This window comes from Gordonia sp. PS3 (assembly GCF_041950545.1).
Classification (GTDB): Bacteria; Actinomycetota; Actinomycetes; order Mycobacteriales; family Mycobacteriaceae; genus Gordonia; species Gordonia sihwensis.
Map to the genome: position 1 here is coordinate 3,046,621 of NZ_CP169524.1, position 24,407 is coordinate 3,071,027.

Below are 24,407 nucleotides of genomic sequence, written 5' to 3' on the forward strand. Positions count from 1 at the left end.
CGACGAGCGACGAGCCTCGTCCAGGGCGCAGCACGATTCGGCCGAACGATCACCGCTCGCGTCCGACCGAGCTCAGAATCGGGGCGGCGGCCCCTGGTCGGCGGGAGCACGACCGTCGATCACCGCGGCGATCGCCAACAACGCCGCTTGGATGAAACCGACCGTCAGCGCCACATAGGCACCGGCCCCGAGACTCAGGAACGGCGGAAGACCCAGTGCGCAGACGAGCAGACCCAGCCAGCCGAAGATCGCGAGTAAGGCCAGCAACGGCAGGTAGCGCCGCCACCTCGGTGCGGCCAGCCCCGCTGCCGCGACACCGACTGTCCCCAGCAGCAGAAAGAACCAGCCGGGACTGAGAATCAGCGACGGGCTGAGGTAAGCGGGCACATCGAAGGTTCCGTTCATGCCAGTGGCCCAGACCTCGGCCTTGTGGTCGATCTCGTCGGAGACCGTCACCCAGCCGAGGAATCCCATGAAGAACGTGACCAGTCCGGCCGCCGTGGACCCGACAGCCATCAGGACCGGCGTCGGAGTGCGCGAGAGGAGTGGGGGCCTGGCGGGAGGCGGCGGGTAACCGGGCGCGCCGTACATCATCGGCGGCGGTCCCGGCGGCGCACTCGGTCCCGGACCGTATCCGGGCATCGGGTTGGCGGAAGTCCAGGAATTCGTCTCCTGGCCGAGGGCCTGCTGCGAGTCCGGCTTCGGGTCCGGCTGATCCGGATGCGGCGGGTTGGTCATGTCCGTATCTAACCACCCGGATCCGACACTGCGGGCCCGGTCGACGGCGGCGGTCCGCCGCTCTCTCATCCGTCGGTGTAGATCACCTTGGTCCGCAGCACCGCGTCCTGCAACGACATCCGCCGCGGAGACAACACCACCCAGAACAGTCCGACCGGGAACACCACGCAGGTCAACGCCCGGAGCAGGATCTGCGCAAAGTGCATCGGCCGTCCGCTGACGCGCACCACGCGCAGTCCCATCAGCACGTTCCCCACCGTCCGGCCGGTCACCGACCACCCGGCGACCAGATAGACGAACGCGATGCCGAGGAATCCGCTGGTGGTGAACCACCACCCGACCTGCGGGAAGGCGAAGTTGGTGATATCCATCGTGAACAGGACGAAGGCCGTCCCCAGATAACCGAGACCGAGAAGCGCGACCACCAGCACCACGTCGATGACGGCGGCGATCAGCCTGGTCACGATCCCCGCGGTCCGCGGCCGCGCGTCGCGCGGCTCAGTCATCGTCGGACTTCCGGCGGAAGACCCGGTTCACGAAGCCCTCCACGGCGTCGTCGGCGCGTTCGCTGCTGGTCCGGACGTCGGAGATCATCTCGGTCGTCACGGTGGAACTGGCGTCGCGCACGATCGACGAGAGATCCACGCCGTTGATCACCCGGTTGCCGACCACGACCAGATCGACGCCCGCGAGGACGGCGTCGAGATCGATGCGCCGGACCGCCTTGTCGAGGTCGACTCCGTCGACCACCGCGTCGATGTCGAGTCTGGCCAGAACCGGGTTGAGATCGAGCCGGTCGAGGATCGGCGTCAGGTCGATGCCGTCGAGCACCTTCTGCAGATCGATGGTGTCGATCACCGCGTTGAGGTCCAGTCGTTCCACGACGGCCTGCAGATTCACTTCGCCGAGCACCCGGTCGAGGTCGACGGCCGCGAGCAGCACCTCGGTCAGGTCGATCTCTTCGGTGAGGAATGCGATCGCCTCGGACAGCACGCCGCGGATCACTGCACGCGGAACATCGAGCACGCGGTTCACGGCACCCGAGACCAGATCGGTTATCACTCGACGATTATGGCTGAATGCGAAACGTCCCGGTGCGGCAATGCAGCCGTACCGGGACGTTTCGTCGTCCGACTCTCAGGTCCGTCCGGACCGGAGTCCGATCAGAGTGCGTCGAAGAGCTCGCGCGCCAGTGCGGCGGTCTCGCTCGGGGTCTTGCCGACCTTGACGCCGGCGGCCTCGAGGGCCTCCTTCTTGGCCTGCGCGGTGCCGGAACTGCCAGAGACGATGGCGCCTGCGTGGCCCATGGTCTTGCCCTCCGGCGCGGTGAAGCCCGCGACGTAGCCGACGACCGGCTTGGTGACGTTGGCCTTGATGTAGTCGGCCGCACGCTCCTCGGCGTCGCCGCCGATCTCGCCGATCATGACGATGAGCTTGGTCTCCGGATCCTTCTCGAAGGCCTCGATCGCGTCGATGTGGGTGGTGCCGATGACCGGGTCTCCGCCGATGCCGATGGCGGTCGAGAAGCCGAGGTCGCGCAGCTCGTACATCATCTGGTAGGTCAGGGTGCCCGACTTCGACACGAGGCCGATCGGGCCCTTGCCGGTGATGTTGTTCGGGGTGATGCCGACCAGCGCCTCGCCCGGCGTGATGATGCCGGGGCAGTTCGGGCCGATGATGCGGGTCTTGGCGCCCTTGTCGACGTTGTACGCCCAGGCGTAGGCCGAATCCTGGACCGGGATGCCCTCGGTGATGACCACGAGCAGCGGGATCTCGGCATCGATGGCCTCGATGATGGCGTCCTTCGAGAAGGCGGGCGGCACGAAGGCGATCGAGGTGTCGGCCCCGGTCTTCTCCATGGCCTCGGCGACCGATGCGAACACCGGCAGTTCGACGGTGTTACCGTCGGCGTCCACGTGCGAGACGGTGGTGCCTGCCTTGCGGGCATTGACACCGCCGACGACGTTGGTGCCGGCCTTCAGCATCAGCGCGGTGTGCTTGGTGCCCTCGCCGCCGGTGATGCCCTGGACGATGACCTTGTTGTTCTTGTTCAGGTAGATCGACATGAGTCTTCTTCGTCTCCTACTGGTTCGCCAGCTCAGCGGCCTTGTCGGCACCCGAGTCCATGGTGTCCGCCAGGGTCACCAGCGGGTGGTTGGCCTCGGCCAGGATCTTGCGACCCTCCTCGACCTTGTTGCCGTCGAGACGGACCACCAGCGGCTTGCTGGCGGCGTCGCCCAGCTTGGCGAGCGCGCCGACGATGCCGTTGGCGACCGCGTCACAGGCGGTGATGCCGCCGAAGACGTTCACGAAGACGCTCTTGACCTGCTCGTCGCCGAGAATGACGTCCAGACCGGCCGCCATCACCTCGGCGGACGCACCGCCGCCGATGTCGAGGAAGTTGGCCGGCTTCACGCCGCCGTGGTTCTCACCGGCGTAGGCGACCACGTCGAGGGTCGACATGACCAGACCCGCACCGTTGCCGATGACGCCGACCTGACCGTCGAGCTTGACGTAGTTGAGGTCGTTCTCCTTGGCCTTGAGCTCGAGCGGATCGGTGGCGTCCTTGTCCGCGAACTCGGCGTGGCCCGGCTGCCGGAACTCGGCGTTGCCGTCCAGCGTCACCTTGCCGTCGAGCGCCAGGATCTGATCGTCCGGCGTGCGCACCAACGGGTTGACCTCGACGAGCAGTGCGTCTTCGGCGACGAAGACCTCCCACAGCTTCTGAATGGTCACGGCGGCCGCGTCGAGGACCTCGGCGGGCAGATGGCCCTTCTCGGCGATCTCGCGCGCGAACGCCAGGTCGACGCCCTTGACCGCGTCGACGGCGATGCGAGCCAGCCGGTCCGGCTTGGTTGCGGCGACCTCTTCGATCTCCATGCCGCCCTCGACCGAGCACATGGCCAGGTAGGTGCGGTTGGCGCGATCGAGCAGGAAGGAGATGTAGTACTCCTCGGCGATGTCACTGGCCTCGGCAACGAGGAGCTTCTTGACAACGTGGCCCTTGATATCGAGCCCGAGGATGTTTTCAGCGTGCGTCTGTGCGTCATCAGGGGTTGCGGCGTACTTGACGCCACCGGCCTTACCGCGGCCGCCGACCTTGACCTGCGCCTTGATCATCACGGGCTTGCCGATTTCCTCGGCGATCGCCCGCGCATCGGCGGCAGTGTCAGTCACCCGACCTGGTGTGGTGGGTACCCCATGCTTGGCGAACAGTTCCTTCGCCTGGTATTCGAAGAGATCCATTCAGCTCACCATCTGAAGTAATGTTTCGCCCGCTCCGGTGTAACGCGGGCCATAGGCGACTCTAAACCCCCGGCGCCGTCGCATTCGAACGCGACCCCAACCTTGTGCCGCATCTCACGCGCTACTGACCAGTAACCCCTTATGCACCGCAATTGTGGCCGCTGAGCAGCCAGAATGAGGACGTCATAGAGAGAGGCGGTGGACTTAGCGCCGACCGTTCGTTACCGTCGTCAGGGTTGGTAACAACTAGGTCACGACATGCGAGCCGCTGCCTCGAGCGGCAGCGCTGAGGATTTGAGGTGAACGACTTGGCAGCACGGAGCCTTCTCGACCGTGACGGCGCAACAGCCGGCCAAGCCGACCCCACTCCTCTCGACACCCCCAGCACTCACGACTTCCCGCTCCCTTCGCGCTCGCTGCGCATCGGCCTCGGCGGGTCCGCGCTGAACCAGGACACCGTCAGCACCACCGAGATCCTTCTCACCGACGGCGCAGCGGTCGACGACACCGCTGCCGACACCACCGCCACTGCGGTGGCCGCGCAGCCCGAGACAGGCAAGCCGAAGCACCGCCTCCGCGCCCCCTCGTCGGCCCTGCGTGCTCGTACCGCCCTATTCGCCATCGCCGCGGGCGCCACCGCGATCGCCGTCACCGGCTCCGGATCCGACGGCCAGGCGAGCCCACTCGCCCAGGCCCCCGCCGACCCCGCGCCGGTCGACGGCTCGAACGTCGTCCCGGTGGCGAACACCTCCGCGAGCGACACCGGCCCCGGAGCCGTTCCGGCCGCCTCGCAGGCCGATATGAGCGATTTCGGCGATCAGCTCTCGCAGGGCGTGAAGATCGCCAAGGAGCAGGCGGCCGCCATCGCCGCGAAGCAGAAGCCCCTAGTGGTCTCCCCGATCCCGATGGGCGTCTACAACCTCACGTCGGCCTTCGCGCCCCGCTGGGGCACCTTCCACGGCGGCATCGACATGGCCGCACCGCTCGGTACGCCCATCCATGCCGCCACCGACGGCGTGGTGATCGACGCCGGACCGGCCTCCGGGTTCGGCAACTGGGTGCGGCTCAAGGCGCCGGACGGCACCATCACCGTCTACGGCCATATGGCCTCCTCCGGTGTGCTGGTCCACAAGGGCCAGCAGGTCACCGCCGGCGACACCATCGCGCTGGTGGGCTCCGAGGGGTTCTCCACCGGACCGCACTGCCACTTCGAGGTGTGGATCAAGGGCCCGAGCGGCGCCTACGTGAAGATCGATCCCGCCATCTGGCTCGCCAAGAAGGGCGTCCGCCTCTCCGCACTCACCGGCTAGTCAGACACCGACGGGTTCGGTTCGCCGAGCCGCACCGGCCCACCGACCTTGCCGAGCAGCACCAGCTCCCCAGGCCGGTCGAGTAGCACCAGCCCCCCAGGCTTGCCGAGCAGCACCAGCCCCCCAGGCTGGTCGAGTAGCACGCGAACGTAGTGAGCGAGCGTATCGAGACGTCTGCTCTGCCCACCACCCCCGCCCTACAGCTTCTCCCCCGGCAGTCCGCCGACGGTCATCAACGTCACGCGGCCCACTTTCCCGCCGAAGTCGAACGTGATGCGCTCGGTGACACCGCTCCCCTCCTTCGCCACGGCCTTCCCCATCCCGTACTGCGGATGGTTCATCCGGTCGCCGATCTCGTAGTGGACGTTCTTGTTCCGCCCACGGGTCGGGTCGGACGAGTACGACGACCGTCCGCGCAGCCCCGAGCCGAAACCCGACTCGGAACCGTTGGACGATCCTCCGCCGGCTGAACCGAATCCGAAGCTGCCGCCGCGAGAGCCGAACTCTCGCATGCCACGCTTCGGCTCGGTACGCCGCCAGTCGATCAAGTGCTGCGGAACCTCTTGCAGGAACCGCGATTCCGGATTCGACACCGGCTGTCCCCACGATGCGCGCGACATCGCACGGGTCAGATAGAGACGCTGGCGGGCTCGAGTGATCCCGACATACGCCAGCCGTCGCTCCTCGCTGAGTTCGGCCGGATCGCCGAGAGCCCTCATATGCGGGAAGTGCCCGTCCTCCCAGCCGGTGACGAAGACGACAGGGAATTCCAGCCCCTTGGCGGTGTGCAGCGTCATCAGGGTGACGACGCCCTCTCCCTCGTCGGGCACCTGGTCGGCATCGGCCACTAGGGCCACCTTCTCCAGGAACGCCGCGAGCGAGCCGGGCTCGGGTTCACCGTCGCCAACGATCTCGCCGGCCGCGTCCGTGTCGGGGTCGGTCGGCTCATCGGCCCGCTGCGCGGCTTCCATGCTGAAATCTCGGGCGACGGCGATCAGTTCGTTGAGGTTGTCCATCCGTGCGGCGTCCTGCGGGTCGTTGGACGCCTCCAACTCGGCACGGTAGCCACTGCGATCGACGATCGCGTCGACCAGTTCGCCGATGTCGCCGCCCTCCGTGGTCGCGTCGGCGACGGCGTCGTCGACCGATTCGCCGCCGACGGCGCCGAAGGCCATCAGGAAGTCGCTGCGCAGTCCTTCGATGAGGTCGACGAACAGGGTGATCTGCTTGACCGCGCGTGTATTGAGCAATGGGACGCGGTTCTCGGTCGCCTCCACCAGCGCCTGGTAGAAGCTGATGCCGAGATTCTCCGCATGGACGGCGACGCACGCCTCGGCACGATCGCCGATCCCGCGCCGCGGTGTGTTGAGGATCCGGCGCAGGCTGACCGAGTCGTCGGGGTTCGCCACCACGCGCAGGTAAGCGATCACGTCGCGCACTTCCTTGCGCTCGTAGAACTTGGTGCCGCCGACCACCTTGTAGGGGATTCCGTGGCGGACGAAGACCTCCTCCAGCGACCGCGACCCGGTGTTGGTGCGATAGAACACCGCGACGTCGGCGTACGTGTGGCTCGCCGAACCCCCGATCGAGTAATCGACGAGTTCCTCTATCTCCTTCGCGATGAACGCGGCCTCGTCGCGGTCGGAGTCGGCGACGTAACCGACGATCAGGTCGCCGTCGCCCGAATCGGTCCACAGCTTCTTCTCACGGCGTCCCGCGTTGCGTGAGATGACGGCGTTGGCCGCCGACAGGATGGTCTGGGTGGAGCGATAGTTCTGTTCGAGCAGAATCGTCTCGGCGTCCGGGTAGTCGCGCTCGAACTCCTCGATGTTGCGGATCGTCGCGCCGCGGAAGGCGTAGATCGACTGGTCGGCGTCGCCGACCACGCACAGCTCCGACGGCTCCAGGCCGCTCGGGGTCGTCTGCTCGCCGACGAGCTCCCGCACCAGCACGTACTGCGCGTGGTTGGTGTCCTGGTACTCGTCGATCAGCACGTGCCGGAAGCGGCGCCGGTAGTACTCGGCGACATTGGGGTGCCGCTGCAGCAACGACACCGTCTCGCCGATCAGATCGTCGAAGTCGAAGGCGTTCGCCGCCGCCAGCCGACGCTGGTACTCGGCGTAGATCTGGGCGACGGTGCCCGCCGCCAGATCACTCTGGCCGTCGGCCGCCGCCTCCGCCGCGGCGTCGTCGGGATCCTTCAGTTCGTTCTTGAAGTTGGAGATCAACGTGCCCACACCGCGCGGGCTGAACTTCTTGGGATCCAGGTCGAGGTCGCGGACCACCATGCCGAGCAGTCTGCGCGAGTCGTCGGCGTCGTAGATGGAGAAGTTCGAATTGCGATCACCGAGCAGGCTCGACTGCGCCCGCAGAATCCGAACGCAGGTGGAGTGGAAGGTCGAGACCCACATGTAGGCCGCGCGCGGTCCGACCAGGTCGATCACCCGCTCGCGCATCTCGGCTGCGGCCTTGTTCGTGAACGTGATCGCGAGGATCTGTCCCGGCGTCACGTTCCGTTCGGCGAGCAGGAAGGCGATGCGCCGGGTCAGCACGGCCGTCTTACCCGATCCCGCTCCCGCGACGATCAGCAGCGGCGACCCGGTGTGCAGCACCGCATCTCGCTGCTGGGGGTTCAGTCCGTCGAGGAGTTCGCGTCCCCGGTCGCTCAGCTGGGTCTCGTCGATGGCGGCAGGTGAAGAGTTCATGGCCTCTTCAGGCTACCTTCGGCCCCCGACAGTCCTCGCCGTCACGCCTGTCCCCCGACAATCGGTCACGGCGCCGCCTCGGCCATCACCGGCGCCCCCACCCTGCCGTCCCCGGTGTGCAGGCGCAGCCCCGGCGTCACCGGCCGGATCCGGAGTTCGGTGCCGTGCCCGTCGAGCTGGACGTAGGCCGCGTGCAGTCCCGACCGCACCGGGACCTCGACGGGGTCGCCTCCTTCGAGACGGAGTTCCACGGTGCCGGCTCGGTCGGCGCAGTAGCTGAAACCGACGGTCCACTGCCAGTCGATCAGCGGGCCGCTCAGCGGCAGCCTGGTGAGGTCGTCGATGCCGGGCTTGGCGCAGCTGCCCCGGCTCGGCTCGAAGGTTCGCACCGGCGACACCGCTCCCGCGACCAGGCGACCCTCCGGATTGAGGACCTTCAACTCATCGGTGACCTTCCCGAAGCCGGGACGCTCGCGCAGGCGGCCGAAGACATGGCTGATCATGTTGTTCGGATAAGCGACCGGCAGCAGCACCTCGAGCGGCACCGGCTGATCGAACATCGTCTTGCCGTCCATCGACGCCAGCGACGCACGCGCGGTGCGCAGATAGTCGCCGGTCGGATCGTCACGCCAGGACTGCCCGAAGGACATCGTGGCCGTGACCGCCGAGACCAGGAAGGCCACACCCGCCACCGCGGCCGCGACCGCCATCCGCCGGTCGGGCTGTGAGGGTCCCGCGGTGTGGGCACCGATCGACGGCGCCGCGGCGATCAGGGCCAACGCGATCGCCAGCACCAGCGCGGTGTCGGGCAGGTACCGCATGGTCTGCGCCAGCTCGAGCGCGGTGTTGCCGCTCGACCGGTTCCACATCACCGGAATCTGGGCCGCCACCGCGTACAGCAGTGCGAAGAACCAGATCAGCGCCACGCCGCGTCTGCGGCGCACGGTGATCGCGATCGCCGCCGCCAGCACCACCCACCCGAGGACGATCATCCACACGCTCGGGAATCCCATCGGCGGCGACGGCGTCCACCGCTCCCACACCCACGGACCGCCGGTGAACGAGGGCACGATCGCGTTGTTGATGCTGCGCCACACCAGATGGGCCGTCTGCCCGATGGAGTGGACGCCGGCCGTGGCCGTCGACGTCGCGAGAAAGACCGCGGCCCACACCACGAACACGCCGCCGAGGATCAGCCACAGCGGACGAGCCCGAAGAAAGGCCTGGCTCAGCGGTGACGATCGGTAGTCGGCCTCATCGTCCCAGCGGGCCGATGAGCGACTGCGGAGCGCGAGAACCGCCGCGACGAAGGCGACGGGCAGGATGAACAGTGACTTCTCGAAGAACAGCAGACCGACCACGAAGGCGGCCACCGCGCCGATCAGCAGACGCCGGCTGCGCACCGGGTCCGGGCGGTCGCGGACCAGCGCTACCGCGTTGCCGACCACGACTGCCATCGCGGCCTGCATCGGCAGGGTGTTCAGACCGGCCGCCCACCAGACGTAGGCACTGACGGTCATCGGAACGAACAGATAGAAGCACAGGGCGGCCAGCGCCCAGCCCCCCGCCCGCGGCGCGAGGATGCGGATCATCCGCCACACCGCCAGTGAGGCGACCACCTGCAGGACCAGCAGCGTCAGCGCGGGCAGCCACCACTGCACGGGGGCCAGCGCCGTGGTGAGCCCGGCGACCAGGAACGCGGCGGGCATGAAGTGACCGTCGTGGCTGTAACCCAGGAAATCCCACGACAGAATCGGGTACGTGGACGCCCGCCCCATGAGGATGAGGTCGTCCCAGTAGAAGTTTCCCCAGATCACCAGCACCGCGCGCACGACGAGCTGCACCATGATCAGCGCCAGTGCCAGTGCTCCGACTCTTCTCGCGGCGGTCGTTCTCGCGGTGGTCATCACGGCGGTGGTCATCACTGCATTGTTCACTACGCGCCGCCACGCCTGCGAACCCTGCGTGGCAAAATCGGAAGACGTGAGTGACCAGGATGATCAGCAGACCAATGACGGCGCGGCCCACGGAAACGACGGCGGCGGACGGTTCGCGCTGGATCTGGAAGCGCTGGGGCTGAGCGACGATGTCACCGCCCTGCCCGACGACATCGAGGAGCTCCGGGTCGAGATCGACCGCATGGACGCCGTCATCCTCGCCGCCATTCAGCGGCGCAGCGCCGTATCGAAGAAGATCGGCGCGCACCGCATGGCTACGGGTGGACCGCGCCTGGTGCACAGCCGCGAGATGAAGGTCCTCGACCGCTTCTCCGCGCTGGGGTCCGAGGGACACACCCTCGCGATGCTGCTCCTGAGACTGGGCCGCGGACCGCTGGGGCGTTAGCGACCTCCCTGCCTCCCGGCGGCCTCAGGACGGCCGGCCGCGTTCGGTGCGGTACCAGCGCACCAGTGCGTCGGTCGACGAGTCCGGCAGCGGCGCAGGCGCGGCGTCGTCGCTGATCACGCCGAGCAGATCGACGGCCTGCTTCTTCCCGAGTTCCACACCCCACTGGTCGAAGGGGTTGATCCCCCAGATCATCGCCTTCACGAAGGTCTCGTGCTCGTAGAGTGCGATCAGTTGTCCGAGGACCGAGGGCGTGAGCTTGGGCGCCAGAATCGACGTCGACGGGCGGTTTCCGGGCATCACCTTGTGCGGCACCAGCTTCGGCGGCACCCCCTCGGCGGCGATGTCGTCGGCGGTCTTGCCGAAGGCGAGCACCTGCGTCTGTGCGAAGAAGTTGCTCATCAGAATGTCGTGCATCGAACGTCCGTCGGCCGCGGGCAGGTCGTCGAGCGGTTGCGCGAACCCGATGAAATCGGCCGGGATCAGCCAGGTCCCCTGATGCAGGAGCTGGTAGAAGGCGTGCTGCCCGTTGGTCCCCGGCTCACCCCAGTAGATCGAGCCGGTCGGCGAGGTGACGTGATGTCCGGCGGCGGTGACCGACTTCCCGTTCGACTCCATCGTCAGCTGCTGCAGGTATGCCGGAAACCGAGCCATGTCGTCGGAGTACGGCAGCACGGCCTGCGACTGCGCATCCCAGAAGTTGGAGTACCACAGACCCACCAGCGCGAGGATCGCCGGCGCGTTCCGCTCCAGCGGCGCGGTCCGGAAGTGCTCGTCCATCGCGTGGAAACCGGCGAGGAATTCGCCGAACAGCTCACGGCCGATGGCGATCATCAACGACAGCCCGATCGCCGAGTCGATCGAGTAGCGGCCGCCCACCCAGTTCCAGAATCCGAACATGTTGGCGGTGTCGATACCGAACTTCGCGACCTCGTCGGTATTGGTGCTGACGGCGACGAAATGCTTGGCGACCGCGTCCGAGTCGGCCCCGTCGACCCCGAGCTCGCGCAGCAGCCACCGTTTCGCCGCGGTCGCGTTGGTGATGGTCTCGAGGGTGGTGAAGGTCTTCGACGACACGACGAACAGCGTGGTCTGGGGGTCGAGTCCCTCGAGCACCGACACCAGATCGGACGGATCGCTGTTGGAGACGAAGTGCCCGGCGATCCCCGGATGACGGTAGTGGCGGAGCGCCTCGTACGCCATGACCGGACCGAGGTCGCTGCCCCCGATACCGATGTTGACCACGTCGGTGATCGGCTTGCCCGTGTAGCCGGTCCACTCGCCGTTGCGCACCCGGTCGGTGAACTCGCCCATCGCATCGAGGACCGCGTGCACGTCGGCCACCACGTCCTGGCCGTCGACCACGAGTTCGGCGTCGCGCGGGAGCCGCAACGCGATGTGCAGCGCGGCACGGTCTTCCGAGGTGTTCAGATGCGCCCCGGCGAACATGGCATCGCGCTGCTCTTCCACACCGGCCTCACGGGCGAGTGCCGCGAGCAGTTCCACGGTCTCCCGGGTGATCAGGTTCTTGGAGAAGTCGATGTGCAGATCGGCGGCGTCGACCGTCAGATCACGTCCGCGATCAGGATCCATCACGAAGAGTTCACGCAGGTGCAGCGAGTACACATGCTGCTGGTGAGCAGCCAGAGCGTGCCACGAGACAGTCGATGTGATGTCGAAATCGTCCGTCCCGTCGAGCCGTCCACGCAGATTCGTCATCATTGTCCCCACATTATTCGGTCGAACGAGTTCCTCGCGAGGTGTGGCTCAGATCAGCCTCGCCGAGAGCGACTCCGGCAGGTAGCGCAGCGCCCACGAGATCGGCGTCCACGGCCACGCCGGAACCGCCGCGCGGGCGCGTTCGGATTCGATCGCCGCGACCATCGCCTTCACCCCGCGCTCGGTGTCGGTCATCATCGAGGTCTTCACTCCGCGGTTGATGTCCGTCTCGATGTAACCCGGAAGCAGCACCGTCACCGTGATCGGGCTTCCCGCGAGTTCGGCTCTGAGCCCCTGTCCGAGGGCCGAGACTCCTGCCTTCGAGGCCGAGTACGCGGTCTGAGCCTTCGGCAGACCCCGGACCGCACTCATCGAACTCACCAGGACGAGGTGTCCTGCGTTCTGCCTGCGGAAGATCTCCATCGCCGCTTCGGCTTGCGCGAGCGCACCGACGAGATTGGTCTGAACGGTCTCCATGTTGGCCGCGGCGTGTCCGGTTCCGATCGGAGCACCCTTGCCGAGCCCGGCGTTCACGATCACCCGGTCGACACCGCCGAGGTCCTCCGACAGCGCCTCGAAGGCCACTGGGACCGCATCCGCGTCGGTCACGTCGAGTTGCCTGACTGCCACCCGGCGCGCGGATGATTCGAGTTGCCCGGCAAGCGATTCCAGCCGATCGATCCGTCGCGCCGCGAGTCCCAGACTGCGGCCGCGGGCCGCGAACTCGCGGGCCATCCCCTCTCCGAGACCTGAACTCGCACCGGTGATGATGATCTTCTCGCGAACCATGCAGCCGAATCTACCGGCCGTGACGAGGGTCGGCACCGCGGCGTGATCGGCCGGACGCGCCGTTGCGCGGCGAACCGACGGGATGAGACGATCAACGTCACTCTAGTAACTTCCATCACAATTTCACCTTGCGTAACAGGAGTGAGCCCATGCCTCCCTTCCGCCGCCTCCTTCCCTTCCGCAGCCTCACTGTGTCGGCTGCGACGATCACCGCGGCCGTCCTCGTGACGGTTCCGGGAGTCGGAGACGCCGCCGCGGCACCCTGCGGCACCCAGGGCAACGGGTCGAGCCTGCCCTTCTTCGACACCGGATCGCTGGGCTCATCAGGATCACTGGGCTCATCAGGATCACTGGGCTCATCAGGATCGCTGGGCTCGTCGGGATCCGGTTCGGGTGCCGCGCAAGGACCACAGGGCCCACTCCCGCAGTTCGACAACGGAGTCACCCGCACCGTCGCGTGGACCACCGGACCCCGCAGCGCGAATCGGACCTTCACCCGCTTCGGCATCTCGGGCACCGATCTGGGCATCGCCTGGGACAACGGCGCGGGCCAGACCCTCCTGGCCTTCGGCGACACATTCGGTGACTGCACAGCACCGGGCAGGCAGTGGCGGCACAACGTTCTGCTCCGCACCACCGACGACGACCTGACGAACGGACTCACCGTGCCGGACGGCGTTCCGGGCGACGTCCACTCCGGCGCTTCGGTGGCCGCGGACGCGCCGGCCTTCGCCCGTCAGATGATCGGGGCGATCGGCTGGAGCGGCGTCGAGGTCACCACCATCCCCACATCTGCGATCGCCATCGACGGCAAGCAGTACCTGAACTACATGTCGGTCCGGAAGTGGGGACTCCCCGGCCAGTGGGACACCAATTTCTCCGCGACCGCCGTCTCCTCCGACAATGGACAGACCTGGACCACGCCGCCTGCGACCATCCGCGTGAACGCCGGCGTCTCGCTGCCCATCCCGGAGGGATGGCCGTCTGTTCACGCCAACGACAGCAAGTTCCAGCAGGCCGCCTACGTGAAGGGGCACGGCGACGATGACGGCTGGGTGTATCAGTTCGGCACCCCGAACGGCCGGTTCGGTGGCGCCTACCTCGCCCGATTCCGGCCGTCGGACGTCCTCGACCTGAGCCGCTATCACTACTGGACCGGCAGTGGCTGGTCCGACTCCATCGACGACATCCCCGGCGGCTCCGCCGGGAGGGTCCTTCCCGCACCGGTCACCGAACTGTCGGTGGCGTGGAGTCCGTTCCTGAACAAGTACGTGATGCTGCACAGTCCCACCACCGGGGTCCAGATGCGGACCGCCGACCATCCCGAAGGACCGTGGAGCGCACCCAGGCTGCTCGTCCCCGGGACGCTGGGCCTCTACGCTCCGATGATGCTCCCCCAATCGCCCGCGCTCACCGGCACCGGCCCCGACCTCTACTTCCACGGCAGCCGATGGGACGACTACAACGTCGCGTTGGTGCGAACTCGCCTGTCACGGTGATATCGCCCATTTCCCTCGAGTCGGCGACACCGGTGCCGTATCGCTGTACGAGCACCGAACCCGCCTGTTACCAAAGAGAGGCACGGTAAGCACTCCAGCCACAGATGAGGAACCATGCGCCGTCTGAGACTCCGAACGCTCCAGATGCTCACCGCCTGTGTCATCACGGCCGCAGCCGCGGCGGCGGCACTGTCGGTGACCGCACCCGCCGACGCTCGCGCCTGCAGCAACAGCGGCCCGGTGGTCCCGATTCCCGTGATCGGCAAGTTCCTGCCCCGCGGCGGTGCCCCGGCCGGTCCGCAGAAGGCCATGCCCGCCTACGACGACGGGACCACCGCGACCGTCGCGTGGGTCACCGGTCCCCGCAGCCCCAATAGGACCTTCGGACGGTTCGGCGTCTCCGGCACCGATGTCGGAGTCGCCTGGGACAACGGCCGCGGGCAGACGCTCCTCGCTTTCGGCGACACCTTCGGCAACTGCCTCACCGGCGATCAGCAGTGGCGCCACAACGCGCTGTTGCGGTCGTCCGACCGGAACCTGTCCGACGGGCTGCGCCTCGACGGCAGCGGCTACGCCGGCCAGATGTTCGGCGCGCTCGGGTTCGACGGCATCGAGAAGACCACGATTCCGACCGCCGGCATCTCGATCGGCGGCCGACAGTACGTCAACTACATGTCGGTCCGAGCCTGGGGCCCGCCCAGTGTCTGGTACACGAACTACTCGGCGACGGCGGTCTCGAACGACAACGGCCGCACCTGGTCCACCCCGCAGAACACCATCCGCGTCAATGCCGGAGTCACGGTGCCCACCGGAGCGGGCTCGCCGTCGATCCGGGCCGGTGACGCGCACTTCCAGCAGAGCGCCTACGTGAAGGGGCGCGGCGCCGACGCCGGCTGGATCTACCAGTACGGCACCCCGAACGGCCGCTTCGGTTCCGCGTACGTCGCTCGCTTCCGGCCCTCCGACATCCTCGACCTCGGCAGGTATCAGTACTGGACCGGGCGCGTCTGGGCGCCGTCGCCCGACGCCGCGCGACCGGTGGTGCGCGGACCGGTCACCGAACTGTCGGTGGCCTGGAGTCCCTTCCTGAACAAGTACGTGATGCTCGACAGCCCGCGCGGCGTGCTGATGCGCACGGCACCGTCTCCGCAGGGCCCGTGGAGCGGCCCGCGCCGGATCGCTCCGGCGAGCCTGGATCTGTACGCGCCGATGATGCTCCCGAACTCACCCGCCCTGCGCGGCACCGGTCCCGATCTCTACTTCAACGCGAGCCGCTGGGACGACTACAACGTGCTCCTAGTGCGTACGCGGGTGTAGGAGCGGCGGTCGACGGCCCGGAGCGCAGCGGCCACGCGCGTCGATCGCCTACTTCAGCAGCCGCGACATCCGGCGGTCGGCCAGCACCTTGCCGCCCGTCTGACACGTCGGGCAGTACTGGAACGAGCGGTCGGCGAAGGACACCTCACGGACGGTGTCGCCGCACACCGGACAGGGCAGGCCGGTGCGCGCGTGGACCCGAAGCCCGGTGCGCTTCTCCGACTTGAGGCGGGCCACCTCCTGTCCTTCGAGCCGTTCGATCGCATCGTGCAGCACCGAGCGGACGGCCCGGTACAGGTCGTCGATCTGCTTGTCCGAGAGGCTCTTCGACGTGGCGAAGGGCGACAGCCGAGCGGTGTGCAGGATCTCGTCCGAGTAGGCGTTGCCCACGCCGGCGACGACCCGCTGATCGGTCAGCAGGTTCTTGATCCGCGCGCTGCTGCCGGCGAGGATTGCGGCGAACTGGTCGCGGTCCAGCGCCAGAACGTCGGGCCCGAGGCCGGCGATCCGTTCCACTTCTGCGGTGTCGCGGACGATCCAGGCCGCCAGCCGCTTCTGCGTCCCGGCCTCGGTGACGTCGAATCCCTCACCGGGCAGCCCGCAGTGAACGCGCAGCGCGATGGGGCCCTTGCCTCCCGGTTTCGGCGGAGTCTGCGAGAGCGAGTCGCTCCAACGCACCCACCCGGCACGGGACAGGTGGATCACCAGGTCGATCTCGTCGTCGACCGCGGCATCGCCGTCCGCGGGCCCGGGCGCGGTCCGGATCACCAGGTACTTCCCGATACGGTCGACGCTCGACACGATGCGGCCCGTCAGCGCCGTGTACGGCGGATCGGCGGTCTTGAGCACGGCGAGCGAGGCGACGTCGACCCGCCGGATCGGCAGGCCGGCGGCCCGCGAGTCGAGGTACGTCGCGATGGCGGTCACTTCGGGAAGCTCCGGCATGCCCCCAGTGTGCGCCACGGGTCGGACTTTCTCACGTGAGCCGGACCGACCCGACCGGAAATCCGCCGGTGCTCCAGCCTGCGCCCGTGTGTTCTAGTTAGAGAATGCGCCCGTCCCCTCCCGCGATGTCCGACGCCGAACTCGCCGCCGCTATCGCCGAAGGCGCGGGCGAGATCCTCCTGGGCATCCGCCACCGGAATCTGCTCACCGGCCCCCTGGTCGGCGATGTGGGAGACGCACTGGCGCAAGCATGGATCTCCACCGTCCTGCGCAGGCACCGAGGACGGGACGCCGTGCTCTCGGAGGAGGCCGAGGACGTCGGCGACCGCTCGCGCGCCGAGCGGGTGTGGATCATCGATCCGCTCGACGGCACGAGCGAGTTCGCGATGGGTACATCGGACTGGGCGGTGCACGTTGCGCTCGCGGTGGACGGCACGCCGACCGCGGCCGCGGTGTCGCTCCCGGCGCAGAACGAGGTGTTCCGCAGCGACGACGTACCGGCCACTCACGGGCCGCTCACGGGCCGACTCGCGGTGTCGCGGTACGGACACTCGTATCATTCCGCGGCGGTCGCCGATCGGCTCGGCATGGACGCGGTCCGCATCGGTTCGGCGGGCGCCAAGGCGATGGCCGTGGTCCGCGGCGATGTCGACGCCTACGTGCACTCCGGCGGCCAGTACGAGTGGGACAACTGCGCGCCGGTCGGCGTCGCGCTGGCGGCGGGACTGCATTGCAGCCGGCTCGACGGACGGCCGATCGTCTACAACAACCCGCAGCCGTACATGCCCGACTTCGTCATCTGTCGCACGGAGATCGCCGACGCCGTTCTCGAGGCGGTCGCGACACCCTGGTGAGAGGGCCGCTCAGCGAGCCTTCTGCAGCAGGTAGATGTCCATGATCCAGCCGAGCCGTTCACGCGCTCGCGCCCGCTTCTCCTCGATCTCCGCGGTCACGTCCGCTACCCGGCCGCTCACCAGGATCTCGTGTTCGGTGCCCAGGTAGGCGCCCCAGTACACCAGGTCGTCGGGTGCGGCCGTCTCGCGGAAGGCGAGGTCGGAATCGAGCATGACGATCTGATTGGCGTCGGCACCCGCGGGCGTGGCCGAGAGCCGGCGGCCCGTGGTGGTCAGGATCGGTTCGCCGATGCCGTGCGCGACGATCCCGTGCGCGGCGGTCAGCGCGGACGCGCTCGTCACACCGGCGATCACCTCGACCTCGACGGAGACGTCGTCGCGCGCGGCGAGCTGGTCCAGGATGCGGAGTGTGGAGTCGTACAGCGCGGGATCGCCCCACACCAGGAAACCGCCGGTCTCGCCGGGACGCAGATGCTCGGAGACCGCGGCCCGCACCGCGTCGACGCGCGCGGCGTGCCAGCGCCGGACCTCGGCCTCGTAATCGTCGGGACGACGATCGCGCGGCGGGTCGGCGATCGCCACCACGCGATGTCCGGGCGCACCGTACTCGGTCAGGAACTTCTCCCGGAGAGCGGTCAGTTCGCTTGTGCGAGAGCCCTTGTCGAGCAGGAAGAAGACGTCCGTGGCGCCGATCGCATCCACCGCCTCCAGTGTGATCTGGCGCGGTGACCCCGGTCCGATCCCGATGACGCGCAGCAGCACGGCGTTCAGAGCCGCACCTTCTTCAAGCCGTGGATGCGCGCGGTGAGGTCGAGCACCGTTTGACGCGGAACCAGACGCCGCAGTGCGAAGACGATCGGCGCCCGATTGCCGCGGGCGTACAGCGGTCGCGGGTGCTCCGCGAGCGCGGCTTCGACGATCTCCTGCGCCATCGACGCCGCCAAGATCCCCTTCGCCTCATTGCGGCGCGTCGCCGCCGCGAGGGTCTCGTACTCCTCCCGGTACACCGAGTCGGGTTTGATGTGGATGGTGCGCCGCTCGCCGATCCCCGTCGCGATGGTGCCGGGTTCGACGGTGGTGACGCGGATTCCGTACGGCGCCACCTCGCGGCGCAGCGCCATCGCGTAGCCCTTGAGCGCCGACTTGGTGGCCGCGTAGTTGGTGCGGAACGCGACCGGGAAGCTCGAGAGCATCGACCCCACCATCACGATGGTCCCGGTGCGACGATGGCGCATACGCGGCAGCACCGCCTTCGTCAGCGCGACCGGCCCGAAGACGTTGACCTTGAACAGGTGCTCGACGGCGTCCATCGGCGTGTCCTCGAAGGCACCCGCGGCACTCTCTCCCGCGTTGTTGATGAGGATGTCGAGATCGCCGACAGCCTCGGCGCACTCGGTGGCCGACGCGTAGTCCTCGTTGTCGAGGCGCAGGTACGTGACGCCCGGGATCGGGTTGCGCACCGAGTCCGGGTTGCGGCTGGTGCCGTACACCTTGTGTCCGAGCGCCACGAACTGTCGCGCCACGGCCTCCCCGATTCCGCTGCTCGCTCCGGTGACCAGCACAGTCCGCTGCCCGGTGATCGATTTGGTCATGGCACCTACGGTAGCCGGGACAGCGGGCCGCGGGGCGAACGACCGGTCCGGACACCGGCGATGTGGAGTGAGCGTCGCGGGTGCGGAGGAGCAGAGGCGCTCGGCGTCGCAGCCGAGCCGGTGACGTAGACTTCTCCTCGTCGGCGACCGCGTCCCCATCTCGGCCGCCGACCGGGCCGGCGGCGAACCGATGACGCTCACCGCGGTCCCCGCTCTCGTAGCTCAGGGGATAGAGCACCGCTCTCCTAAAGCGGGTGTCGTAGGTTCGAATCCTACCGGGAGCACGCAGTGTCCAGAGTGCTGTGTCTAGAGTCGTGAGCGAAGCACCCGCAGTGCTGTTCAGCTCAGGAGGATCTCTCAGTGATGACGTCGCGAATCCGCGCACTCACCCTCGGACTGGCCGTCGCGGTCACCGCCGCGCTGTCGGTTCCGGCCCCCGCTCACGCCGACACGCGCGACGACGCACGGCAGGCGATCAACCAACTCTCGGTCACCATGGAGGACTCCCTCGGTGAGCAGCAGGGCGATCTGGTCCGGACCGGCGACGGTTACCGGCAGCTGTACGAGAACGGCGTTATCGTGTGGACCGCGGAGTCGGGCGCGCAGAACGTCTTCTCCGACCCCGAACGCACAATGCGTGAGGACGGTCATGAGCCGTTGAACGGCGTCGTGATGGTGAAGCCGTTCGTCGGCGCCACGTACGTCGACGTTCCGGCATCTGCCGTCCACCCCGTCGCCGAAGCAGACGACTCCACCGACGGCATCTCCGCCTGGTGGTGGATGCTCCTGCTGCTGATCCCGCTCGTCGGCCTGATGCTGGCGTGGCTGCGCGGCCTGAACTCCTACAACTACAAGACCTACACCCCGGCGACCGGACCGGGATTCCCTCCGGTCACCGACGAGCGCGCGGACCGGCTGCGGGCCTTGGCGGACGGCCGGGAGACGAGCGCCGCGGACGCGATCGCGAGGGCCGAGGCGGCCGCCGCAGCGGCGAAGGCCGCCGAGGTGCCCGCGCGGCCGGGCGCGCGAGTCCCTTCCCAGGGCGGAGAGGTGCCGCTGCCGATCGGGGCGTCGCGCCCGCTGCCGAACGATCCGATGCAAGCACCCGACGGGTACCCGATCAAGGCGATCGTCGAAGCGGGCCTGTACTACCGGCCGGGCGACGCCGAGTATGCGTCAGTGACACCCGACCTCTGGTTCGCCACTGCCCCGACCGCAGATAAAGGCGGCTTCGCGCCGGCTGGGGACTGACACCGTCGATCCGGGCCGCGCCCCCGAGGACGCACCACCACACGACGGCTCCACACGACGGCTCTCCACACGGCGGCGGAACCGCCGATTTGTGCCACCGGCCGGCACTGCGGCACAGGAACTGTCCGACGATCACACGAAGTGCGGCACGACCCCGCTTCATAGTCGGCACATCGCGTTATGTTTCACGCGCTGACATCCGTCGGCGCGCCCGCCTGTCGGGCACACCTCGCCGTCTACCCGATCAGGTCGCCGAGGTTCCTCCCACCCGATCGGCCACATCACCAGAGAGCCCCGAAACATGCGCAAACTCCCACTCGTCGCGGCGGTGGCCGCCGCTGCCGCCGCCGGAATCCTCGTCCCCTCCGGCGCTGCCGAGGCCGCACCATCGGCCGACACCCAGGTGACCTTCGTCGTGGCCGGCCAGGGCGGCGATCTGTCGATCACCGCGGGGCCGCTCGGCGCCATCGTCCCGAACGCGAACGGCACCCTGGCGACCGGGGGCCTCCCGACGGCCTCGGTGACCGACAATCGCAATGGCTCTCCCCGCTCCTGGGAGACCACGGCATCCTCCACCGACTTCACCGGTCAGGGCGTCACGATTCCCGCCTCCGACGTGAAGTACGAGGCGAACGCGATCATCGGCAAGGTCGGCGGCGGCGACGTCACCGGGCAGGGAGAGAAGAGCCTCGGATCCCCCGCTACCGTCGTCACCCGGACCGGCCTCACCTGGCCGCTCGAGATCATCACCTGGAGTCCGGCTCTGACGGTCGACTTCCCCACCGGCGGTCTGCCGATTGGGAGCTATTCCGGCACCGTGACCGTCTCCGTCGCCTGACCCCGACAGGCTAGAACCTCGTGGCCGGGACACGCACCGCGCGTGTCCCGGCCACCGCACTCGAAAGCCCAGCATGCGCCCCACCTCCTCCCTCCGTGCACTTCTCGCGACGCTGACAGCGGCCCTCCTGACCGGTGTCGTCCTCCTCACCGGTCCCGCCGTCGCCGGTGCCGCGCCCGGATCGTCGACGGCACCGGCCGACCGCGGAACGCCGGACGGTTCCATCGGTATCCGACTGCTCGACGTCCCCGCGAAGTCGAAGGACGATCCTCGGGCGCAGCTCTACATCATCGACAACCTGAACCCCGGCACCACGATCACACGCCATGTCCAGGTGACGAACGGCACCGACACCGCGATGAAGATCGCCGTCTACCCGGGACCGGCCGGCATCGTCGACGGCAGCTTCGTCCCGGGCGAGCCGGGGACGAAGAACCTCCTGACGTCGTGGACGAGCGTCGACAAGCCGAATCTGAACCTCGCGCCGGGACAGAAGGCCAGAGTCGCGGTGACGATCGCCGTACCCAAGGACGCGCCGGAGATGGAGCAGTACGGCGTCATTTGGGCGTCCACGGTGCCGAACCAGAACAAGGAGACCGGCATCGGCCTCGCATCCCGTGTCGGCGTCCGCATGTACCTCTCCACCGGACCCGGCAACGGCCCGCCGTCGGACTTCGCGATCGAGAAGCTCGAGGGACGTCGCGGTGCGGACAACGGCGCCGAAGTGACCGCCCACGTCACGAATACCGGAGGGCGCGCCGTCGACGTCACCGGCACCCTGAAGCTGAGTGAGGGACCCGGAGGGCTCTCCGCCAAGGCGGTCTCGTCGAAGGGCATGACCATCGCTCCGGGTGAGTCGGCCGACGTCGTGTTCGCAGTCCCGAACAGCGCACAGCTCCCGGACGGCCCGTGGAAGGCCGAGGTGCAGTTGGAGAGCGGGGTGCACACGCACGACTCGACCGCATCGATCAGCTTCGACCAGTCGGATCAGACCGAAGGATCGTCGAACACCGCGCTGATCGTCACGATCGTCGTCATCGCCGCCGCAGCACTGGCGGGCATCGCCGCGTGGCTGCTCCGACGACGCCGGGGATCGTCGTCCGGGCCGGGAGAGTCCGTGTGAACAGCGCACTGAGGGCCGCGCTCGGCACCGTCGCCCTCGCGACTGCCGGAGTGTTGGCTGTCGGCGTCTGCCCCGCCTCGGCCACACCCTCTGAATCGACCACGTCGACGACGTCGCCGGCCGATTCCGCGGATGCGCAGTTCTCCGAGTCGCCGGCTCCGGACACGACGGCCGTGGTTCCGACCGCGGAGCCGACTGTCACGCCTACCGCGGAGACCACTGAGCCCATCACCGAGACCACCCCCGAGGCCGCCACCAGCCGTCCCCCGTCGTCGGTGTCCCCGGCGACCTCGACGACTTCCTCGAACCCGTCCACCGAGGACGTGAAACACGGACGCGCCGCCGTCGCGCCGTCGGCGGCATCGGATCTGTCGGTCTCGGCGGGCTCCTACGGGACCATCGTGCCGTACGCCACCAGCGCCACCGGCATCCTGCCCGCCGTCACGGTGAGTACGTGGCAGGGACAGGGCTGGTCCGCGAGCGCGTCTTCGACGGACTTCACCTGCCCGAACGGCGCAGTGATTCCTAAATCGCAGGTCACCTACAGTGCGACGGCGCCCGCCGGCGTCGCGGGCACCGCGACCGGCCCGCAGACGCTCGCGTCGCCGAAGACCGTGTTCACCAGCGGCGGATCTGGGCTGAACGGTGTTCTCAACACCGGCACCTGGACTCCGGCGCTCACCGTCGCCTACCCGAACGGCGCCTCGATGTGCACCTACACGGGAACGATCACCGTGTCGGCGTACTGATCGGTCGGCTCCGCTCTGCCGGGCTCAGCCGAACAATTCGTTGAACTTGACGAGCGACTTCTCGATGTCGCCCTTGACCGCCATCGCCGCGGCCTTGCCCGCCGGTCCGATCAGCGGCAGACCGCCGAGGTCGATGAGGAACGTGACCCGGGAGCCGTCGCCCTCCGGCTTCACGAGCAGGTTGATCTTGGCCTTCACTCCGCCCTTGCCGTTACCCTTGAGCACGACCTCGCCGGGCCGGTCGAGCTTCTCGATCTCCCACGCGAACCGCACGCGCGCCCCCTTGACGGAGACCACCGACGAGACCGCGGTGCCCTTCTTGAGGTCGTCGGGGGCGGGCAGCGGGCTGCGCCAGCCGTCGTGGAGGACCAGCCAGTCGTCGTACCGGGCGAGATCGGCGGCACACTTGAAGGCGTCTTCCGGGGAGAGCGCGACATGAATGGAGTCACTGGTCTTTGCCATGAGTACAGAGACTAACCGCCACCGCGCGTCACAGGTAGATCCGGCCCACGCCGGGACGGCACCCGAGCCGACGATCCTCGCGGCGGCGCGGTCGCTCCTGAACCGTGTCCTGGTGGGGCACGGCGTGTCGGTGCGAATCACCGAAGTGGAGGCCTACAACGGGCCCGACGACCCCGCTTCGCACGCGTTCACCCGGACGCCGCGGTCGGAGATCATGTACGGTCCGCCGAACCGCCTGTACGTGTATCAGATCCACACCCACCACTGCGCGAACGTGGTCACCAGTCCGGAGGGGCAGGGCTCGGCGGTGCTGATCCGAGCCGGCGCGGTGATCGACGGAGTGCAGGCGGCCCGCGACCGCCGCGGAGGCGTCGCCGATCATCTCCTCGCACGCGGCCCGGGCAATCTCACCCGCGCACTCGGAATCACCAAAGCCGACCTCGACACCGATCTGCTCGATCCGGTCGGCGTGCACCTGCTGCCCGCCGACCCGGCGTCGGATCCGACCACCGGCGGGCACGTGATCGCCGGGCCGCGCGTGGGCGTCCGGCTCGCCGCCGACCGACCGTGGCGGTTCTGGATCGACGGCGAGCCGTCGGTGTCGGCGTACCGGCGGCATCCACGGGCCTGACCGACCCCCGGGAGTTGCCTACTGGGCCGAGCCTTCGCCCTTCGGCGGTTCGGCCTGTTCGGCCTGGGGCTGCTCGGCCGGGGCGTGCTCGGCTCTGCGGTCCTCGGGCTTCGACTGCTCGGCACCGACCGCCTTGCGCGCGGCGTCCTGAGCCTTGTCGACCTGCGAGGCGTATTTGTTGCCGGTGGCCTTGTCGATGAGGTCGCCGCCCTTCTCGATGAGATCGGGGTTCGACTTCAGCGCGTCCTTGGCCTTGTCCACGAGTCCTTTGAGATCCATGTGCCGATGGTACGTCG

24 protein-coding genes and 1 tRNA gene are annotated in these 24,407 nt (G+C 68.2%); 11 read left to right on the forward strand and 14 right to left on the reverse strand.

The annotated features are described in order from the left end of the window. Positions 1–72: 72 nt before the first annotated feature. The 5 genes from ACE11G_RS14030 to sucC all read right to left on the reverse strand — a co-directional run bounded on the left by ACE11G_RS14030 (position 73) and on the right by sucC (position 3,984). Positions 73–738 carry a DUF5336 domain-containing protein gene (locus tag ACE11G_RS14030; RefSeq protein WP_375002609.1) on the reverse strand — a complete coding sequence of 222 codons (666 nt, stop codon included), beginning with the start codon at positions 736–738 and terminating at the stop codon, positions 73–75. A 65-nt stretch (positions 739–803) separates the two neighbouring features. After that, entirely contained in the window at positions 804–1,244 is a 441-nt protein-coding gene (locus ACE11G_RS14035) for an RDD family protein (RefSeq protein ID WP_006894656.1), read from the reverse strand. Beyond that, on the reverse strand, positions 1,237–1,800 hold the full coding sequence (locus ACE11G_RS14040; protein ID WP_006894655.1) for a hypothetical protein: 564 nt from the start codon (positions 1,798–1,800) through the stop codon (positions 1,237–1,239). The genes ACE11G_RS14035 and ACE11G_RS14040 overlap by 8 nt, the downstream gene beginning before the upstream one ends. 101 nt (positions 1,801–1,901) lie before the next feature. Continuing rightward, positions 1,902–2,804, reverse strand: a complete 903-nt coding sequence (sucD, locus tag ACE11G_RS14045) for a succinate--CoA ligase subunit alpha (RefSeq protein ID WP_006894654.1) — start codon at positions 2,802–2,804, stop codon at positions 1,902–1,904. Between the two features lie 16 nt (positions 2,805–2,820). Further along, positions 2,821–3,984: an ADP-forming succinate--CoA ligase subunit beta gene (gene sucC / locus ACE11G_RS14050; RefSeq protein ID WP_006894653.1), complete on the reverse strand. Its 1,164-nt coding sequence runs from the start codon at positions 3,982–3,984 to the stop codon at positions 2,821–2,823. Between the two features lie 299 nt (positions 3,985–4,283). On the opposite strand from sucC, the gene ACE11G_RS14055 reads away from it, so the two are divergent. After that, the gene (locus tag ACE11G_RS14055) at positions 4,284–5,294 is read left to right on the forward strand and encodes a M23 family metallopeptidase (RefSeq protein WP_006894652.1); all 1,011 of its coding nucleotides are present in this window, start codon (positions 4,284–4,286) and stop codon (positions 5,292–5,294) included. Positions 5,295–5,491: 197 nt separating this feature from the next. Here the strand turns inward: ACE11G_RS14055 and ACE11G_RS14060 are convergent, their stop codons facing one another. Together ACE11G_RS14060 and ACE11G_RS14065 are read right to left on the reverse strand one after the other, a co-directional pair. Then, positions 5,492–7,999, reverse strand: a complete 2,508-nt coding sequence (locus tag ACE11G_RS14060; RefSeq protein ID WP_062367658.1) for a UvrD-helicase domain-containing protein — start codon at positions 7,997–7,999, stop codon at positions 5,492–5,494. A gap of 65 nt (positions 8,000–8,064) precedes the next feature. Further along, positions 8,065–9,921, reverse strand: a complete 1,857-nt coding sequence (locus tag ACE11G_RS14065) for a DUF3488 domain-containing protein (protein WP_375002613.1) — start codon at positions 9,919–9,921, stop codon at positions 8,065–8,067. Between the two features lie 133 nt (positions 9,922–10,054). On the opposite strand from ACE11G_RS14065, the gene ACE11G_RS14070 reads away from it, so the two are divergent. Continuing rightward, entirely contained in the window at positions 10,055–10,342 is a 288-nt protein-coding gene (locus ACE11G_RS14070; protein ID WP_231650238.1) for a chorismate mutase, read from the forward strand. A gap of 24 nt (positions 10,343–10,366) precedes the next feature. Here the strand turns inward: ACE11G_RS14070 and pgi are convergent, their stop codons facing one another. Next, positions 10,367–12,061: a glucose-6-phosphate isomerase gene (pgi, locus tag ACE11G_RS14075; RefSeq protein ID WP_346074683.1), complete on the reverse strand. Its 1,695-nt coding sequence runs from the start codon at positions 12,059–12,061 to the stop codon at positions 10,367–10,369. A 48-nt stretch (positions 12,062–12,109) separates the two neighbouring features. Further along, positions 12,110–12,850, reverse strand: coding sequence for an SDR family oxidoreductase (locus ACE11G_RS14080; RefSeq protein ID WP_346074684.1), 741 nt, complete (start codon positions 12,848–12,850; stop codon positions 12,110–12,112). 149 nt (positions 12,851–12,999) lie between these two features. Here ACE11G_RS14080 and ACE11G_RS14085 point away from each other — a divergent pair, with 149 nt between their 5' ends. After that, positions 13,000–14,349 carry a DUF4185 domain-containing protein gene (locus ACE11G_RS14085; protein ID WP_375002616.1) on the forward strand — a complete coding sequence of 450 codons (1,350 nt, stop codon included), beginning with the start codon at positions 13,000–13,002 and terminating at the stop codon, positions 14,347–14,349. A gap of 114 nt (positions 14,350–14,463) precedes the next feature. After that, complete coding sequence (locus ACE11G_RS14090) at positions 14,464–15,666, forward strand: DUF4185 domain-containing protein (RefSeq protein WP_375002618.1); 1,203 nt, start codon at positions 14,464–14,466, stop codon at positions 15,664–15,666. 48 nt (positions 15,667–15,714) lie between these two features. On the opposite strand, the gene ACE11G_RS14095 is transcribed toward ACE11G_RS14090, so the two are convergent. Then, positions 15,715–16,611, reverse strand: a complete 897-nt coding sequence (locus tag ACE11G_RS14095; protein WP_062367662.1) for an Fpg/Nei family DNA glycosylase — start codon at positions 16,609–16,611, stop codon at positions 15,715–15,717. A 104-nt stretch (positions 16,612–16,715) separates the two neighbouring features. Between ACE11G_RS14095 and ACE11G_RS14100 the strand changes: the two genes are divergently transcribed. Then, entirely contained in the window at positions 16,716–17,465 is a 750-nt protein-coding gene (locus ACE11G_RS14100; protein ID WP_375002620.1) for a 3'(2'),5'-bisphosphate nucleotidase CysQ, read from the forward strand. 9 nt (positions 17,466–17,474) lie between these two features. Here ACE11G_RS14100 and cobF read toward each other — a convergent pair whose 3' ends face one another. Next, a complete protein-coding gene (cobF, locus tag ACE11G_RS14105) occupies positions 17,475–18,227 on the reverse strand; it encodes a precorrin-6A synthase (deacetylating) (protein WP_006894642.1) in 753 nt (250 codons plus the stop codon). Positions 18,228–18,232: 5 nt separating this feature from the next. Further along, on the reverse strand, positions 18,233–19,057 hold the full coding sequence (locus tag ACE11G_RS14110) for an SDR family oxidoreductase (protein ID WP_346074689.1): 825 nt from the start codon (positions 19,055–19,057) through the stop codon (positions 18,233–18,235). 211 nt (positions 19,058–19,268) lie between these two features. Between ACE11G_RS14110 and ACE11G_RS14115 the strand changes: the two genes are divergently transcribed. From ACE11G_RS14115 to ACE11G_RS14135, 5 genes are all read left to right on the forward strand, one after another. Then, positions 19,269–19,341 (forward strand) — tRNA-Arg (locus ACE11G_RS14115). A gap of 79 nt (positions 19,342–19,420) precedes the next feature. Further along, positions 19,421–20,308, forward strand: coding sequence for a hypothetical protein (locus ACE11G_RS14120; RefSeq protein ID WP_375002623.1), 888 nt, complete (start codon positions 19,421–19,423; stop codon positions 20,306–20,308). Positions 20,309–20,609: 301 nt separating this feature from the next. Beyond that, entirely contained in the window at positions 20,610–21,146 is a 537-nt protein-coding gene (locus ACE11G_RS14125; protein WP_006894635.1) for a hypothetical protein, read from the forward strand. A gap of 73 nt (positions 21,147–21,219) precedes the next feature. After that, complete coding sequence (locus ACE11G_RS14130) at positions 21,220–22,269, forward strand: hypothetical protein (protein ID WP_082781319.1); 1,050 nt, start codon at positions 21,220–21,222, stop codon at positions 22,267–22,269. Beyond that, positions 22,266–23,018, forward strand: a complete 753-nt coding sequence (locus ACE11G_RS14135; RefSeq protein ID WP_006894631.1) for a hypothetical protein — start codon at positions 22,266–22,268, stop codon at positions 23,016–23,018. The genes ACE11G_RS14130 and ACE11G_RS14135 overlap by 4 nt, the downstream gene beginning before the upstream one ends. 24 nt (positions 23,019–23,042) lie before the next feature. Here ACE11G_RS14135 and ACE11G_RS14140 read toward each other — a convergent pair whose 3' ends face one another. Next, positions 23,043–23,480: an SRPBCC family protein gene (locus ACE11G_RS14140; RefSeq protein WP_006894629.1), complete on the reverse strand. Its 438-nt coding sequence runs from the start codon at positions 23,478–23,480 to the stop codon at positions 23,043–23,045. Here ACE11G_RS14140 and ACE11G_RS14145 point away from each other — a divergent pair. Beyond that, positions 23,458–24,111, forward strand: a complete 654-nt coding sequence (locus ACE11G_RS14145; RefSeq protein WP_045539193.1) for a DNA-3-methyladenine glycosylase — start codon at positions 23,458–23,460, stop codon at positions 24,109–24,111. The genes ACE11G_RS14140 and ACE11G_RS14145 overlap by 23 nt on opposite strands. An 18-nt stretch (positions 24,112–24,129) precedes the next feature. Here the strand turns inward: ACE11G_RS14145 and ACE11G_RS14150 are convergent, their stop codons facing one another. Beyond that, positions 24,130–24,390 (reverse strand): antitoxin, encoded by a 261-nt coding sequence (locus ACE11G_RS14150; protein ID WP_375002626.1) that lies wholly within the window; start codon positions 24,388–24,390, stop codon positions 24,130–24,132. Positions 24,391–24,407: the final 17 nt, after the last annotated feature.

Coding starts and splice junctions, on each gene's coding strand:
- ACE11G_RS14065 (WP_375002613.1), bottom strand. CDS start 9,921: ATGACCACCGCCGTGATGACCACCGCGAGAACGACCGCCGCGAGAAGA.
- ACE11G_RS14035 (WP_006894656.1), bottom strand. CDS start 1,244: ATGACTGAGCCGCGCGACGCGCGGCCGCGGACCGCGGGGATCGTGACC.
- ACE11G_RS14120 (WP_375002623.1), top strand. CDS start 19,421: ATGACGTCGCGAATCCGCGCACTCACCCTCGGACTGGCCGTCGCGGTC.
- ACE11G_RS14125 (WP_006894635.1), top strand. CDS start 20,610: ATGCGCAAACTCCCACTCGTCGCGGCGGTGGCCGCCGCTGCCGCCGCC.
- ACE11G_RS14100 (WP_375002620.1), top strand. CDS start 16,716: ATGCGCCCGTCCCCTCCCGCGATGTCCGACGCCGAACTCGCCGCCGCT.
- ACE11G_RS14110 (WP_346074689.1), bottom strand. CDS start 19,057: ATGACCAAATCGATCACCGGGCAGCGGACTGTGCTGGTCACCGGAGCG.
- sucC (WP_006894653.1), bottom strand. CDS start 3,984: ATGGATCTCTTCGAATACCAGGCGAAGGAACTGTTCGCCAAGCATGGG.
- ACE11G_RS14090 (WP_375002618.1), top strand. CDS start 14,464: ATGCGCCGTCTGAGACTCCGAACGCTCCAGATGCTCACCGCCTGTGTC.
- sucD (WP_006894654.1), bottom strand. CDS start 2,804: ATGTCGATCTACCTGAACAAGAACAACAAGGTCATCGTCCAGGGCATC.
- ACE11G_RS14140 (WP_006894629.1), bottom strand. CDS start 23,480: ATGGCAAAGACCAGTGACTCCATTCATGTCGCGCTCTCCCCGGAAGAC.
- ACE11G_RS14150 (WP_375002626.1), bottom strand. CDS start 24,390: ATGGATCTCAAAGGACTCGTGGACAAGGCCAAGGACGCGCTGAAGTCG.
- pgi (WP_346074683.1), bottom strand. CDS start 12,061: ATGACGAATCTGCGTGGACGGCTCGACGGGACGGACGATTTCGACATC.
- ACE11G_RS14085 (WP_375002616.1), top strand. CDS start 13,000: ATGCCTCCCTTCCGCCGCCTCCTTCCCTTCCGCAGCCTCACTGTGTCG.
- ACE11G_RS14080 (WP_346074684.1), bottom strand. CDS start 12,850: ATGGTTCGCGAGAAGATCATCATCACCGGTGCGAGTTCAGGTCTCGGA.
- ACE11G_RS14095 (WP_062367662.1), bottom strand. CDS start 16,611: ATGCCGGAGCTTCCCGAAGTGACCGCCATCGCGACGTACCTCGACTCG.
- ACE11G_RS14030 (WP_375002609.1), bottom strand. CDS start 738: ATGACCAACCCGCCGCATCCGGATCAGCCGGACCCGAAGCCGGACTCG.
- ACE11G_RS14145 (WP_045539193.1), top strand. CDS start 23,458: ATGGAGTCACTGGTCTTTGCCATGAGTACAGAGACTAACCGCCACCGC.
- ACE11G_RS14060 (WP_062367658.1), bottom strand. CDS start 7,999: ATGAACTCTTCACCTGCCGCCATCGACGAGACCCAGCTGAGCGACCGG.
- ACE11G_RS14130 (WP_082781319.1), top strand. CDS start 21,220: ATGCGCCCCACCTCCTCCCTCCGTGCACTTCTCGCGACGCTGACAGCG.